At 71.7% G+C, this 14883-nt stretch carries 11 protein-coding genes and 1 tRNA gene; 2 read left to right on the top strand and 10 right to left on the bottom strand.

Annotation, left to right across the window (positions count from 1 at the left end; genetic code table 11):
• Positions 1–8 precede the first annotated feature (8 nt).
• From GEV10_04610 to GEV10_04585, 6 genes are all read right to left on the bottom strand, one after another.
• Entirely contained in the window at positions 9–1460 is a 1452-nt protein-coding gene (locus GEV10_04610; protein MQA77750.1) for a penicillin-binding protein 2, read from the bottom strand.
• Positions 1457–2782 carry an FtsW/RodA/SpoVE family cell cycle protein gene (locus GEV10_04605; GenBank protein MQA77749.1) on the bottom strand — a complete coding sequence of 442 codons (1326 nt, stop codon included), beginning with the start codon at positions 2780–2782 and terminating at the stop codon, positions 1457–1459. Before GEV10_04605 ends, GEV10_04610 begins: the two co-directional genes overlap by 4 nt.
• A gap of 74 nt (positions 2783–2856) precedes the next feature.
• A complete protein-coding gene (locus GEV10_04600) occupies positions 2857–4149 on the bottom strand; it encodes a Stp1/IreP family PP2C-type Ser/Thr phosphatase (protein MQA77748.1) in 1293 nt (430 codons plus the stop codon).
• Between the two features lie 135 nt (positions 4150–4284).
• Positions 4285–5250: a serine/threonine-protein phosphatase gene (locus tag GEV10_04595; GenBank protein ID MQA77747.1), complete on the bottom strand. Its 966-nt coding sequence runs from the start codon at positions 5248–5250 to the stop codon at positions 4285–4287.
• Positions 5247–5720, bottom strand: a complete 474-nt coding sequence (locus GEV10_04590) for an FHA domain-containing protein (protein ID MQA77746.1) — start codon at positions 5718–5720, stop codon at positions 5247–5249. Before GEV10_04590 ends, GEV10_04595 begins: the two co-directional genes overlap by 4 nt.
• Before the next feature lie 18 nt (positions 5721–5738).
• Positions 5739–7016, bottom strand: coding sequence for a DUF2662 domain-containing protein (locus tag GEV10_04585; GenBank protein ID MQA77745.1), 1278 nt, complete (start codon positions 7014–7016; stop codon positions 5739–5741).
• Here GEV10_04585 and GEV10_04580 point away from each other — a divergent pair.
• A tRNA-Leu gene (locus GEV10_04580) sits at positions 6988–7070 on the top strand. The two genes, GEV10_04585 and GEV10_04580, sit on opposite strands and share 29 nt — an antisense overlap.
• Positions 7071–7254: 184 nt before the next feature.
• Here GEV10_04580 and GEV10_04575 read toward each other — a convergent pair.
• The 3 genes from GEV10_04575 to GEV10_04565 all read right to left on the bottom strand — a co-directional run bounded on the left by GEV10_04575 (position 7255) and on the right by GEV10_04565 (position 11752).
• On the bottom strand, positions 7255–8748 hold the full coding sequence (locus GEV10_04575; GenBank protein MQA77744.1) for a DEAD/DEAH box helicase: 1494 nt from the start codon (positions 8746–8748) through the stop codon (positions 7255–7257).
• A gap of 220 nt (positions 8749–8968) precedes the next feature.
• Complete coding sequence (locus GEV10_04570; GenBank protein MQA77743.1) at positions 8969–10234, bottom strand: glycosyltransferase; 1266 nt, start codon at positions 10232–10234, stop codon at positions 8969–8971.
• 51 nt (positions 10235–10285) lie between these two features.
• The gene (locus GEV10_04565) at positions 10286–11752 is read right to left on the bottom strand and encodes an AMP-binding protein (GenBank protein MQA77742.1); all 1467 of its coding nucleotides are present in this window, start codon (positions 11750–11752) and stop codon (positions 10286–10288) included.
• Positions 11753–12006: 254 nt separating this feature from the next.
• Between GEV10_04565 and GEV10_04560 the strand changes: the two genes are divergently transcribed.
• A complete protein-coding gene (locus GEV10_04560; protein MQA77741.1) occupies positions 12007–13152 on the top strand; it encodes a hypothetical protein in 1146 nt (381 codons plus the stop codon).
• Positions 13153–13164: 12 nt separating this feature from the next.
• Here GEV10_04560 and GEV10_04555 read toward each other — a convergent pair whose 3' ends face one another.
• Positions 13165–14838: a TrkA family potassium uptake protein gene (locus tag GEV10_04555; protein MQA77740.1), complete on the bottom strand. Its 1674-nt coding sequence runs from the start codon at positions 14836–14838 to the stop codon at positions 13165–13167.
• Positions 14839–14883: the final 45 nt, after the last annotated feature.

Below are 14883 nucleotides of genomic sequence, written 5' to 3'. Positions count from 1 at the left end.
TGCCACGTTCACTGGTTGATCACCGCACGCATCACGTCGCGCGCGATCGGTGCCGCGACGGCACCGCCGGTCGCCTCGGAGCCGAGGTCACCGCCGTCCTCCACGATCACGGCCACCGCGACCTCCGGGTTGTCCGCCGGCGCGAAGCCGGTGAACCAGGCGTGCGGAGGCTGGTTCTTGGCGTGCTGGGCCGTGCCCGTCTTGCCCGCTACCTCGGTGTCCGGCAGCTGGGCCTGCGTGCCCGTGCCCTGGGCGACGACGGACTTCATCATCTGCGTCATCTGGTCGGCGACCTGGGGTGACACGGCACGGTCGTACTCCTGCGGGTCGGCGCGCTGGATCTGCTTGAGGTCGGGCGCCTTGATCTCCGAGACGAGGTACGGCTGCATCGTCACCCCCCGGTTCGCGATCGCTCCGCTCACCATCGCCATCTGCAGCGGGGTCGCGGCCACGTCGAACTGGCCGATGCCGGTCAGTGCGGTCTCCGCCGCGTCGGGACTGTCGGGATACACGGACTTCGCGCACACCATCGGAACCTCGAACGTCTGGCCGAAGCCGAACTTCTCGGCCTGCTCGCGCATCGCGTCGTCGCCGAGATCGACGGCGAGCTTGCCGAACGCGGTGTTGCAGGAGATGGTGAGGGCGTCCTCGAGCGACTGCTCGCGACCGTTGCCGCAGACCTCGCCGCCGAAGTTGCGCATGGTCGCCGACCCGGTGCCCGGCAGGCGGTAGGTCGTGGGGGACGAGATCTTGCTCGACGGCTCGTAGTCTCCGCTGGAGAGCGCGGCGGCCGCGGTGACGAGCTTGAACGTCGATCCCGGCGGATAGCGAGCGCTGAGCCCGCGGTTGAGCAGCGGCTGGCGGTCGTCGCCGGCGAGCTTCCTGTATTCGCGGGAGACCTGCCGGTCGTTGTGCCCGGAGAGGTCGTTCGGGTCGTACGACGGCGACGTCGCCATGGCGAGGATCGCGCCGGTCTTGGGGTCGATCGCGACCGCGGCGCCGGTGTGGCCCTTGAGCGCCTGGTACGCCGCGCGCTGGGCCTTCGCGTTCAGGGTGAGGGCGACCGAGGCGCCGCGCTGCTCACGTCCCTGCAGCAGGTCGGCCACGCGACGCACGAACAGCCGGTCGTCGTCGCCGGACAGCATCGAGTCCTCCGCGCGTTCGATGCCGGTGGCGCTGTAGAGCGTGTAGTACCCCGTCGCCGGCGCGTACAGCGGGCCGTTGCGGTAGACCCGGCGGTACTTCCGCGCGTCGTCGGTGGCGCGAGACGACGCGATCGCCTGGTCGCCGGCGACGATCTGTCCGCGTGGCCGGGAGTAGGAGTCCTGGAGGGTCCTGGTGTTGTCGGGGTTGTTGCGGAGGTCCTCCGCGTCGATGACCTGGACGTAGTTGACGTTGACGAGCAGGAGTGCGAAGAGCACGAGGACGGCCACCGCGAGGTGGCGGACCGGCTTGTTCATGTGGCGATCACCTCCGTCGCCGCCTCGGCCTTGCGGTCGGGGCGGTCCGGCCGCTTCTCCTCGACGGGACGTCTGGCGGCGTCGCTGATCCTCAGCAGCAGCGCGATGAGCGCCCAGTTGGCCACCAGCGAGGACCCGCCCTGGGAGAGGAACGGCGTGGTCAGGCCCGTCAGCGGGATGAGCTTGGTGACGCCGCCGACGACGACGAACACCTGCAGTCCGAGCGCGAGCGAGATGCCGGCGGCGAGCAGCTTGCCGAAGCCGTCCCTGACCGCCAGCGCGATGCGCATGCCGCGCGCGACCACGAGCAGGTAGACGACGAGGATCGCCATCGCACCGGCCAGGCCGAGCTCCTCGCCGAACGCGGCGAAGATGTAGTCGCTCTTGGCGAACGGGATCAGGTCGGGACGCCCTTGGCCGAGGCCGGTGCCCGTGAGGCCGCCGTGCGCGAAGCCGTACAGGCCCTGGATGATCTGGCCCGCGCCCAGGAGGTCCTTGTTGCCGAACGGGTCGAGCCAGAGGTCGACCCGCATCTGCACCCGGTCGACGAAGGTGTACGCCGCGAACGCACCGCCCACGAACAGCAGCACGCCGATCATCAGCCAACTGACCCGCTCGGTCGCGATGTAGAGCATGCCGACGAAGATGCCGAAGAACAGCAGCGACGAGCCCAGGTCGCGTTCGAAGACCAGGACGCCGAGGCTGATGATCCAGGCCAGCAGCACCGGGCCGAGGTCCTTCGCGCGGGGCAGGTCGACGAACAGCAGGCGGCGGCCGGCCAGGCTGAGGACGTCGCGTTTGGCCACGAGGTAACCGGCGAAGAACACCATCACGAGCAGCTTCGCGAACTCACCCGGCTGGAATGACAACGGACCGAGCCTGATCCACAGCTTGGCGCCGTTGATCTCCGACAGCGCGTCGGGGAGCACCGCGGGCAGGGCGAGGAGCAGCAGGCCGGCGGCGCCCGCGGTGTAGGTGAAGCGGCTCAGCACGCGATGGTCGCGGACGAACCACAGGACGGCGACGAACAGCGCGATGCCCAGCATCGTCCACACGAACTGCATGGGGGTGCCGCCGCCGCGGTTCGTGGACAGGTCTATCCGGTGGATCATCACCAGGCCGAGCCCGTTGAGCAGGAAGACGCACGGCAAGAGCACGGGGTCGGCGTACTTCGCGAAGAAGCGGACGAACAGGTGGGTGATGGTCGCGACGAGGACGAGCCCGCCCGCGTACCACGCGAGGTCGGGAGGGACCGCGCCGTTCATCACGATCTCGACGTTGGCGAACGCGACGAGGCCGATGAGCGTCGCGAACACCAGCATCGCGAGCTCGACGGTGCGCCGCGTACGGATACGTGGCTTGCGGTCCTGCGGCCGGACCTCGGCCGCCGCGGAGGTCACGGCGAGCACCCTCCGGTGGGTTCCCCGGTCGGCGCGGGAGTCGCGGTCGGTCTCGTCGACCCCGAGGGCCGGGGAGTCGGCGTCGATGTCGGCTTGCGTCGCTCGATGCACTGGTCGGCCTCGGCGCCCAGCCGCTTGACCGCGGCGAAGGCGTCTGCCCGGCTGCCGACCTCGATGGTGTTCTCGACCCGCTCGCGCTCGTACGCCGGCAGGTCGGTGACCTTGACGTCGGTGCGTTCCTCGACGCGGTTGACGTCCACCGGGCCGACCGGCTGGGCGAGTCCGCGGAAGACCGCCACGTTGCCGCGGTCGACGCCGACGTAGAACTGGGCCATCGCCCACTGCCAGGACCCGAAGGCCAACAGGGCGATGAGCAGCACCGCGCCGACGGGCCAGACGACGGCCGCCCAGCGGCGCCGGGGGCGCGGCTCGGGTTCCTCCTCTTCCGGTTCCTCGGGCGGGGGAGTCAACGCGGCGGCGCGGCCGGCCGCGGAGTCGCTGCCCCGGCGCGGCTCCCCGTTCGCCTCGCTCGCCGCACCCACGATGACCGGGTGATCGGGGCCGGTGGCGTTGTCGACGACGTCGGCGATCACGCAGGTGATGTTGTCGGGCCCGCCGCCGCGGTTGGCGAGGTCGATGAGGCGGTGCGCGACGATCTCGATCTCGTCGGTGCGCGCGACCTCGGTGGCGATCGTCTCCTCGGTCACCACGCTGGTGAGACCGTCCGAGCACAGCAGCCAGCGGTCGCCGAGCCGCGCCTCGTGGATGTTGACGTCGGACTCGATCGCGTTGCCGGTGCCGAGGGCGCGCAGCAGCAGGGACCGCTGCGGGTGGACGGCGGCCTGCTCCTCGGTGATGCGGCCCTCGTCGACCATCGACTGCACGAGGGTGTGGTCCTTGGTGACCTGGCGGAAGGCGCCGTCGCGCAGCAGGTACGCCCGGGAGTCGCCGATGTGCCCGAGGGACACCCTGTTGTTGGAGTAGAGCAGCGCCGTGACCGTCGTGCCCATGCCCTCGAGCGAGGTATCGGCGTCGACCATGCTGCGGACGACGGAGTTCGCCTCGTCGATCGTGGCGCGCAGGGCACCCGCGAGGTCGCTGCCCGGGACCTCCGCGTCGAGCCGGGCGAGCGTGGCGATGGCGGTCGCGCTCGCGACCTCGCCGTGGGCGTGCCCACCCATCCCGTCGGCGACTGCGACGAGGTGGGGTCCCGCGTACGCGGAGTCCTCGTTGAGCTTGCGCAGCAGCCCGACGTCGGACACGGCCGTGTACCGCAGGGTGTAGGTCACGAGCCGTCCTCCGCCGTGCGCATCGCAGCGGTTCGACGTAGGTGGCGTAACCGGCTCGCCGCGGAGCGAGGAGCGGAGCGGCGGAGGGCGGCGGGCTGCGCGGTCACGAGTGTGCCTCGTCGTCGGGTGGGGCTGTCATCGGTGCGTGTCGGGTGCCGGCGTCGGGTTCTCGTCGTCCGTGGTGGCCGACGGTGGCGCGGATCCGTCGACCCTAGCCGTCCGGTCGCCGAGGAGCGACTGCCACCACCGGCGCCGGAGCGGTGAGGTCGGCTCGTCCGCGGCCTGGGCCGGAGCCGGGAACGCCGCCGCTCCGACCGTCAGGGGTGTGTCCTGCGCCGCGTCGTCGACCACGTCGGCGAGCACGCAGGTGATGTTGTCGGGTCCGCCGGCGGCGTTGGCGAGGGAGATGAGCCGCGCGGCCATGGCGTCGAGGTCGGCCGAGCCGGTGACCGTCTCGAGGATCGCGTCGCCGCTCACGTAGTCGGACAGGCCGTCGGAGCAGAGCAGCCAGCGGTCGCCGGCTTCGGCGTCGCTCAGGTCGATGTCGGCCCGGGCGCTGCCCCTGCCGTTGAGCGCCTGGAGGATGACCGACCGCTGCGGATGCACGGCCGCCTGCTCCTGGGTGATCTTGCCCTCGTCGACGAGTGTCTGGACGAGGGAGTGGTCCCTGCTGACCTGCCGGAGCATGCCGTCGCGGACGAGGTATGCCCGCGAGTCGCCGATGTGCCCGAGACAGCACCGGCCGTCGCTGAAGAGCAGCGCTGTCAGCGTCGTGCTCATCCCCTCGAGAGAGGAGTCGGAGTCGACCATCTGCTGCAGGGCCTGGTCGATCTCCTGCACGGCGGTGCGGAGGCACCCGGCCAGCTCGTCGGCCGGCAGGCTCTTGTCGAGGGACGCCAGCGTCGCGATGGCGACGGCGCTCGCCACCTCGCCGTGGACGTTGCCGCCGACACCGTCGGCGACGGCGACGAGGTGGGCGCCCGCGTAGGCGGAGTCCTCGTTCTCCTCGCGGAGCATGCCGACGTCGGAGGCGGCGGTGTAGCGCAGGTTGAGCGTCAAGGCACGGCCTCCGATACGCGGATCGGTGGGGTGGGAGGTCATCGGCGCAGCTCGAGCACGGTCTTCCCGATACGGATAGGGACACCGAGGGGGGCAGGTGTCGGTCGGCCGACCTTAGCGCGGTCGAGGAAGGTGCCGTTGGTCGAACCCATGTCTTCGAGCATCCACTCGCCGTCGCGAGGGACGAGCTGGGCGTGCCTGGTGGAGGCGTAGTCGTCGTCGATGACCAGTGTCGAGTCGCCGGCCCGGCCGATGGTGATCGGCCGATCGCCGAGAGACAACGTCGTGCCGGCCAACGCACCCTCGGTGACCACCAACCGGCTCGGGGCGTGCCGGCCGCGCCGGCTGGGCTTCGGTGGCCGGGGCTGCGGGCCGCGGGGCCGTGCCGTGGTCTTCGGCGCGACCCGGGCGCCGAAGAGGTCACGCCTGATGACGGTGTAACCGGCGAGCACGAAGAGCCAGAGCAGGACCAGCAGTCCGATCCGGATGAGCGTGATGGTCAGTACCGACATGGGTCGTCCGGACCTCCGTCAGCCGTCTACGCGGAACGTGACGGTGGTGCGCCCGAACTGGATGCTGGATCCGTCGTACAGCGACGCCCGACGGACCGGCCGGCCGTCGACGATCGTGCCGTTGGTCGAGCCGAGGTCGGTGACGATGTACTCGTTGCCCTCGAGCCGGATCTCCGCGTGCCGCCGGGAGATGCCGGGGTCGGTGATCTTCACGTCGCTCTCGCTGCCACGACCCACCACGTTGACGGGTCCGGTCAGCCAGCCGACGACGGTGCCGTCAGGCGTCTCGAGATGCGCCTGCTGCCGCGGACGCAGCGGGGTGACCCGGGTGCGTTCGTCCTCGGTGTAGCCCGCGTGCGGATAGGGCTCGGGCGGCGGCTGGGAGTACGGCTCGGGCAGCTCGTGCGGCACAGGCACCGGCGGGTACCCCTGGTGGCCGTAGCCGGGATCCGGGTAGCCCTGCCCCGGGTAGTTGGGGTCGGCGTGCTGGTAGTACTGGGGATCGGCGTAGCCCTGCTGACCCTGGTGGGGGTCGTAGTGCTGGTCCTGGTACCCGTGCGGGGGATAGTTCGGGTCCGGGTAGTTCGGGTCGGGGTACGGCTGATCCGGGTAGCCCTGCTGCGCGTACGGCGGATCCTGGTAGCCCTGCGGGGCGTACTGCGGATCCTGGTATCCCTGCTGCGGCGGTTCCGGCGGCGGCTGGTAGCCCTGTTGCTGCGGGTGCTGCTCGAAGGCTGGCACGCTGTGCGGGGTGCGACCGGTGGGCTGGACGCCGCTGCGTACCCGGAAGACCCCCGTGCGCAGGTCGTCGGCATGCCGGAACCGCACCTGCACGCGACCCACCAGGTGGTAGCCCTCCTCCTTGGCGTGCTCCGACACCACGGTGGCGAGCTCGGAACCCAGGCTGTCGGAGTAGACCGACAGCCTGCTGTGGTCGGTCTCGCCGATCTCGACCACGAAGTCGTTGGGGACGAGCACCCGGCCCTTCCCGATGATCGCCGCCCGGTCGTCGACCTCGCGGGCCAGCGCACGGGCGACCTCGACCGGCTGGAGCTCGGACTTGAACGCCCGAGCGAAGGCACCCTCGACGAGTCCCTCGAGGCGCCGCTCGAACCGGGACCACACGCTCACGATGACGCCCCCTCTCCACGACAACCTCGTCGTTCGGGGTCCGCCGGCTCTCGACGAACCCTCGCTGAGATGGTATCGGTGCAGGCGTCGGCCCGTGGGAGGTCGTCCACCCCGTGCTAGCCTGCAGCGGTCACCAGGGCGAGTGGCGGAATGGCAGACGCGCACGGTTCAGGTCCGTGTGTCCGCAAGGACGTGAGGGTTCAACTCCCTCCTCGCCCACCCCTGTTCGGTGGTCGTCGACCACCTTCCCGGATTCCTTGTATCTACCCGGGGGGCCGAGCCCCCCGGCCCCCCCACGTTCCCGGCTCTCGGTGGAATGCCTGTGGTTGGGGGCTTCGGTCCTTTGTCCCTCGCTCATGGTGACGTGGTGGCGGCCGCGATGTCGTCCGCCACCGGCTGACCCTCACGACCTCGGTGCGCTCCTGCGGTCGCCGCCCCGGTACGGGCGGCGGCCAGAGCGGTTGCCGGACCGCGGGTCGCGGCGCGGCGGCCGGGCGGTCGTGGGGACCTCGCGGACGACGACCGGCGTGCCGGACGTCGCGATCTCGCTGACCGCCTCGTGCCCGGGCTCGACCGTCACGAACTCGGCCTCGACGTGCGCGTTCCGCTGCAGCCGGGACATGTCCCTTTGCTGCTCGGGGTGGACGAGGGAGACGACGGTGCCGGTCGCCCCCGCGCGTGCCGTACGACCGGACCGGTGCAGATAGTCCTTGTGGTCGGCGGGCGGGTCGAAATGGACCACGAGGTCGACGTCGTCGACGTGGATGCCGCGGGCCGCGACGTCGGTGGCGACGAGCACCCGCGGACTGCCGGCGGCGAAGCCGGCGAGCGCACGGGCGCGCCCGGCCTGGGTGAGGTTGCCGTGGATCGCGGACGCCTCGACGCCGGTGCGACGCAGCTGCTTGGCGAGCCGGTCGGCGCCGTGCTTGGTGCGGACGAAGAACAGCGAGCGTCCGGGACGGGCCGCGATCTCGGCCGCGACCGGCACCTTGTGCTCGGGACGCAACGAGAAGACCCGGTGGTCGACGGACTCGATCGGCGCGGCCGCCTCGGCGACGGCATGCATTGCCGGGTCGGTGAGGAACCGGTGGACGAGGGTGTCGACACCGCGGTCGAGCGTGGCGGAGAACAGCAACCGCTGACCGCCCGTGGCGGTGAGGTCGAGCAGCTGTGTCACCGCGGGCAGGAACCCGAGGTCGGCCATGTAGTCGGCCTCGTCGAGGACGGTGACCGTGACCTCGTCGAGCCGGCACTCACCCTGCTCGATGAGGTCGATCAGGCGTCCCGGCGTCGCGACCACCACGCCGGCGCCGCGCCGGAGCAGCGTGATCTGCCGCCCCATCGACGCACCGCCGTAGACCGCGGCGATCCGGACACCGACGACCCGACCGAGCGGCGCGAGCGTGTCGGTGACCTGTTGCGCCAGCTCACGGGTGGGGACGAGGACGAGCGCGCGCGGCCGGCCGGGAACGGGCCGCTGCTCCGCGGCGACGTGGGCGAGCAACGGCAGGCCGAAGGCCAGCGTCTTGCCCGAGCCCGTCTGCGCGCGGCCGAGGACGTCCCGACCGGCGAGCGCGTCCTTGATGGTGCGCGCCTGGATCGGGAACGGGGTGGTCATGCCGGCGCGGGTGAGCTCGTCGACGAGCGGGGTCGGCAACGCCGACGCGGCGAAGGTGGCGGGCAGGTCGGCCGGGACGGACGTGGTCGTCGCGTCGAGTGCGCGCTCGAGCTCGCTCACCCTCGACGGCGGGGCCGACGGGGCGACGTGCTTGGGACGGCGAGCGGGATGGGACCTGCGGCCGTTGCCGTTCGACGAGGGACGCCCGTTCGACGACGAGCGGCCCTTCGAGGGGCGGCCGTTCGAGGACGTGCGGGCATAGCTGGGGCGTTGGGGCATGAAGGTGAACAGCTCCGTCTGGTACGGGGGGCCGTGTCAGGCTCGATCACCCGTAGGACGGCAGCAGAATGGGTCCGCGATGCCGGGACGGAACGAGAGAAACGACCGCGTGGGCGGCTCGCCCACGAGAGCGACGGCGAGACGCCGTCCCCCGCAGTCTACCGGTCGATGGCTCCGACCGGGGAGGTGACGCCGCGGTGGCCGATGGGCGGACGGGGGCCTAGGCGCTGAGCAGGCCCGTGACGAGGGTCTGGCGTGCCACGCTCTCGCCGTAGACCGCGGCCATCGTCTGCCCGTACGCCTGCGGGGAGTTGCGTTCCGCGCGCTCCTTCGCCGCCTGGCCCACGGAGCGCGCCATGCCCGGGTCGCGGACGAGCCGCGCGAGCATCTCACCGTAGGCGACGGGGTGGTCGTCGGTGAGCATGCCGACGCCGGCCAGCGGGCCCGTGTTGTGCAGGCACGGGTCGGCGAGCACGATCGGCAGGCCGGCCAGCGCGGCCTCCTGGACGACGAGGCCCTGGGTGTCGGTGCGGGACGGGAACGCGAAGACGTCGGAGGCGGCGTACGCCTGCGCGACGTCGGCGGGCGGCAACTGCCCGGTGCGGACGGTGCGGTCGGTGATCCCGGCCCGGTCGAGCAGCTTGGTCACCCAGCGCCCGTCGTGAGCCGATCCGACGAGCAGCAGCCGCGCGTTGGGCACGCTGCGCAGCAGCTCGCCGAACCCGCCGGTGAGCAGGTCGATGCCCTTCTCGCGGTTGAGCCGGCCGACGTAGAGGACGACCGGGTCGCCGACGTCGATGCCGTGTCGGCGGCGGAACGTCGCGCGGGAGCCGGGTGGCGCCGTGCGCAGGGCGACACCGGTGGGGACGACCCGCAGCCGGGGGAACGTGGGGGCGACGCGGGACCTCTGCAGGACGGCGTCGGTGGGGACGATGACCGTGTCTGCCGACCCGTAGAGGAGCCGGGTCGCCGCGTCGACGACCGTGTGGCGGTAGACCTTCGGCGACCAGCTGTGGTCGGTGCGCGGTGGGCGGACGCCGAGCCGGCGGGCGTAGCAGCGCAGCAGGCCGGAGAGCACGTGCGGGGGGAGCCGGTACGCGTCGACGTACGCGTGCAGATCGGTGTGGTACGTCAGGAAGAGCGGGAGCCCGAGGGCACGCGCCGCGTGTACACCGAGCAGTCCGATGAACCCGGGCGTGTGCACGTGCAGCACGTCGGGACGCCACCGCGCCACCTGTTCCACGTGGCGGTGCCGCGGCCAGGCGCCGAGCCTGAACTGGGCGATGCCACAGGGGACCGACGGCAGGCGCAGCAGGCCGTCGCTTCGCTGCTGGCCGTGGTGACGCGGGACGACGATGAGGCTGTCGTGCCCGAGTTGGTCCATCGCGGTGGTCAGCGTCTCGAGCGCCGTGACCACCCCGTCGCGGCGGGGCACCCAGGTATCCGTGAAGTGGGCGACCCGGAGTGATCCGGGAGGTGCCATCACCCGACGGACTGTAGCCGGTTTGGCGACTGTCCGTAAGAGTGGGGTCGACTCTCAGCCGACCAGGCGTCGCTCCAGCCGTTCGGCCCGCAGCCGCGATCGCCGTACCTTGCCCGCGTCGTCACGCAGCGGATGGTCGACGCGTTCGAAGGTGCGCGGGAGCTTGTACGGGGCCAGCCGCTCGCGCAGGTGGGCGAGCAGCGCGTCGGCGTCGAGCGGGTCGGCGGTCTGGACGATCGCGTGCACGGTGCTGCCGTACTCGTCGTCGGGCAGGCCGATGACGCAGGAGGACTCCACTGCGGGGTGCTCGTCGAGCGCGGCCTCGACCTCGGCGGGGTACACGTTGGCGCCGCCGACGAGGATCATGTCGGGCAGCCGGTCGGCGATGTAGAGGTAGCCCTCCTCGTCGACTCGGCCGCAGTCGCCCTGCGACTCCCAGCCGCCCGGCTGGGTACGCGCACGCGCGCCGACGTAGCGGTACGTCGACGGCGCGTCGGCCGCGGTGCGGAGCCAGATCTCGCCGGTCACACCCGGGGGCACCTCGTCGCCGCCTGCATCGCGGATGCTGACCTCGCCGACGACCATGCGCCCCACGCTGCCGCGGTGGGTGAGCCACTCGTCGCCGGTGATCATCGAGCCCGCCATCGCCTCGGTGCTCGCGTACATCTCGTACACGCGGTCGGGGCCGATCCAGCCGATCCAGTCCTCCTTCAGCCACGCCGGGCAGGGCGCGGCGCTGTGCAGCAGCAGGCGCAGGCTGGACAGGTCGAACGACTCGCGCACAGCACCCGGCAGCCGGGAGATGCGGTGCATCATCGTCGGCACGACGAACACCCAGTCGGCGCGGTGGGCGTCGACGAGCCGCAGCGTCTCTGCCGGGTCGAAGCGCGGCATCACCACGACGTGGTTGCCGCTGAACAGCGCGCAGGTCGCGAACATGAACCCCGCGTTGTGGTACATCGGGCCGGTCACCAGATGCACGCCGTCGGCCGGCATGCGGAACAGCTGGGCGTACCCCAGTACCACCTCCGCGCACGCCGGCTGCGCGGCGACGATCAGCTTGGGTCGCCCGGTGCTGCCGCCGGACGTCGGCGCCTTCCACGACGGTCCGACGGCGGGCGGCAGCGCGGAGTCGTCGGTCACGTCGGGTACGAACCCCGCGGGGACGGCCGACAGGTCGCCGGTCGCTGCCGGGTCGCCGCCGACGACGAGCGAGGGACGGGCGAGGTCGAGCAGCGCGGCGAGCTCGTGGGCGGGCAGGCGCGGCGACAACGGCTGCGGGATCGCGCCGAGCTTCCAGGCGGCGACGGCGGCCTCGACGCCCTCGAGCCCGTTGGGCAGGGCGATCGTCACCATCGACCCGGCCGCGACGCCGCGCGCGGCGTAGGCGCGGGCGAGGGCGTTGGTCCGCCGGTCGAGATCGGTGCGGGTCAGCGTCTCGTCGCCGCAGGTGACCGCGGGACGGCCGGGGTCGGCGGCAACCAGCGCGGCGAGCTGGGTGGACAGTGCGGTGGGGATCACCAGGTCCTCCTGTCGCAAGACCGCCGAGGGCAATCGACACAGTCGGCCGGCCCTCGCCCTGCGGCGGCGGTCGAGGGAACGCGCCCGCGGAACCACACGGTCCCCCCTGGGAAGTGCCTTCCACGGGCGCGTCCCCCCGGGACCTTCACGCGGTCCCGTCGACACCCGCGTGACCCGGTGATTCTCGAATGGATCGGGGTACTCCACAATGAGGTGCCACGGAGTCTGGAGAAGTGGCCACCTGGGAGGCCGGCGTGTTGGAGGAACCCACTGTCCCGGCCGCCATGCGGGAGCTGTTCGCCGACCTGGCCGACGACGAGGAGCGGCTCCAGGTCCTGGTCGCCCGGCTGGCCGAGGTGATCAGCCAGGCCATCCCGGAGTACCGCACCCTGCCGGACGAGGTCCTGCTCGCCGGCGTCCGGCACACCGTCACGGCGGGGCTCGGCTCGGCGAAACAGGGCCGGCTCCCCGACAGTGACGAGCTGCGGGGCATCGCGGAGATCATCGCCGACCGGGCCAGGCGCGGCCTCAGCCTCGCGGCCATCCTCGATGCGTACCACCTCGCCGGGCAGGAGTTCTGGACGATCGTCGCTCAGGAGGGACGCCGCCGCGGGTTCACCGACACTGAGCTGCTGCCGATGATCGAGATCGTGCGGCGGTGGATCGACGGGGTGACCGTGGCCGCGGCGACCGCGCACCACCAGGTCGGGATCGACTCGGCCCGCGAGGACGAGGCGCGCACGGGCGCCGCGCTGCGTGCCCTGCTCGACCAGCCGGTCCGCGCCGAGTCGGCCGGCGTCCACCTGGTCCAGCTCGGCCTCGATCCCATCGGGCACTACGCAGCCGTCCGCGGCCGCGCGGCCGAGGGCGTCACGGCGCCGGCGCTTCGCGAGGGCTTCCCGCCGGGCAGCTCCGTCATCGCCGTGGTCGACCGCGACGTCGTCGGCCTGCTCGGCGCCGCGGTCGTCGTCGACGAGCGGCTCGGGACGTTCGGGGTCGGTCCGCTGCGCCCCGCCGCCGAACTCTACGAGTCCGGGGTGACCGCCGGCAGGGCGTTCGCCGCGGCCGCGCAGCTGCACCGGCCGGGCCTGCACACACTCGACGAGCTCCGGCTCGCCGCGGTCGCCGCGACGGATCCGGAGATGGCGAAGATCGTCTCCGACCGGCTGCTCGCGCCGCTGCGGGACAAGGGTAGGTACGGCGACGACGTCTGGCAGTCGGTGGTCAGCTACCTGAGGCACGGGTTCCGGGTCGACGAGACGGCTGCCGCGATGCACGTCCATCCGAACACGCTGCGGCACCGGCTCGCCCAGTTCACGGTGCTGACCGGCGCCGACCTCAGGAACCCCGCCGACATCGCCGAGACCTGGTGGCTGGCGACCGTCGACCCGCCCGACTGACGGGTCGGCGGGTCAGTCGTCGGCGATGCTGTTGGTGAGCACCTGGCCGAGGCCGGTGCGCGTCGCGACGATGGTGAGCTGGTCGTCGGTGGCCAGCTGGTGGTCGTCCGGTGGAGACCAGTCGTATGCGGTCTCGCCGCGGCGACGCAACGCGATGACACGTACCCGGCCGGGCTCGTAGACGTCGGCGATCGTGTGGCCGTACAGCGGCGACCCCGGCCGTACCGGGACGTCGGCGACGAGGAGCACACGGCGACCGACCGGGATGGTGCCGACGACCTCACGCTCGATCATCGCGGCCGCGAACGCCGGGGCGGCGAGGAAGGAGACGCTCCGCGAGACGGTGATGTCGAAGTTGCGCTGGAGCCTGCCGGCGAGGTCGTCCTCGCCGATACGCAGCACGACCCGCAGGTCCTTGCGCAGGTCGCGGGCCTGCAGCCCCGTCTCCAGGTTGGCGATGTCGTCACTCGTCACCGCGATGAGCGCGCGACAGTTGTCGACGGCGGCGGCCAGCAGTGTCTCCTCGCGGGTGGCGTCGCCGATGATCACCGGGATGCGCAGCTGCTTGCTCCGTGCCACCGGCACGCCCATGGCATGCTTGTTGTCCTCGACGGCGACGACCTGCAGGCCCAGGTCGTGCAGCCGCCTGATGACCCTGGTGCCGACGTTCCCGAGACCGACGACCACCACGTGGCCGTGGTACGGCATGCGGCGGCGGGTGGTGAACGGCTGGAGTCTGGCGCTCACCACGCCGTCGACGACGGCCGCCGTCAGCAGCGGGATGATCGAGATGCCGACGACGGTGATGAGGATCTGGGTGAGCTTGGTGAGCTTGGTCAGGTCTCTGTTGGGGTCGGTCGCGCCGGCCGCGTCGAGCAGCGTCAGGTAGACGGCGTCCCAGATCGTGTACTGCGGGTCGGTGGCGAACATGACCGTGCCGAGCACGAGCAGTGCCAACATGACGAGGAGGGCGGCTCGGAGGCGCCCGCTGATCAGCGTGCGCAGGTGTAGACCGAAGCCGTGGACGCGCCGGCGGATCTCCGCCCATCGGGTCGAGTGACCGTCGGCGATCGCGAGCACGATATCGCTCTCGGACTCCGTGTCCGGCAGCATGTTCGGTCGATCCGCCGTCGAGCTGTCGGCGAGTGCGCAGATGATGCGGTGCCGCTTGACCCGCGAACGCCGCGACGCGTACACGGTGCGGCCGGGGAGGCGCACGTGGTTCACCGTCATCGTGTCGTCGATCGCCGCGGCGACGAACGACGGCGCGGCGACCCCGGAGTCCGACATGGCGACGCAGTCGCCGAACATGGCGCCGACCTGGCGGCCGAGCTTGATGTTGAAGAAGTGCAGGACCAGCCGCACGTCGTGGTTGAGATCGCGTGCCCGCATGCCGATGTGGATGTTGCCGACGTCGTCCTGGTTGACCACCGCGATGGCACGGGCGGACTCGATGTTCGCCGCGCGCAGCGCATCCGTGTCGACGGTCACGGCCTCGACGACCCGGACACTGCTCGGCAGGGCCAGCCGGCGCCGGTCGGTGCGCTTCGTCGGCGGCATGACGAGGGTGACGTTCTCGGCGTACCTCTTGCTGAGCTCCTCGACGAGCCGGAAGGCCAGCGGCGTGCTGCCGCACACGATGAGATGTCCGGGGCGCAGTGATCGCCGAAGGGAGAGCTGGGGCACTTCGCGATCCTATTGACGTCGAGAGGACTCCAGGTGCCGTTGCGA

This window comes from Streptosporangiales bacterium (assembly GCA_009379955.1).
GTDB lineage: Bacteria > Actinomycetota > Actinomycetes > Streptosporangiales > WHST01 > WHST01.
The sequence above is the reverse complement of the archived record's forward strand: the minus strand, read 5'-3'. Positions and strand labels throughout refer to the sequence as shown.

Coding starts and splice junctions, on each gene's coding strand:
- GEV10_04610 (MQA77750.1), bottom strand. CDS start 1,460: ATGAACAAGCCGGTCCGCCACCTCGCGGTGGCCGTCCTCGTGCTCTTC.
- GEV10_04605 (MQA77749.1), bottom strand. CDS start 2,782: ATGCTGGTGTTCGCGACGCTCATCGGCCTCGTCGCGTTCGCCAACGTC.
- GEV10_04595 (MQA77747.1), bottom strand. CDS start 5,250: ATGACCTCCCACCCCACCGATCCGCGTATCGGAGGCCGTGCCTTGACG.
- GEV10_04590 (MQA77746.1), bottom strand. CDS start 5,720: ATGTCGGTACTGACCATCACGCTCATCCGGATCGGACTGCTGGTCCTG.
- GEV10_04575 (MQA77744.1), bottom strand. CDS start 8,748: ATGCCCCAACGCCCCAGCTATGCCCGCACGTCCTCGAACGGCCGCCCC.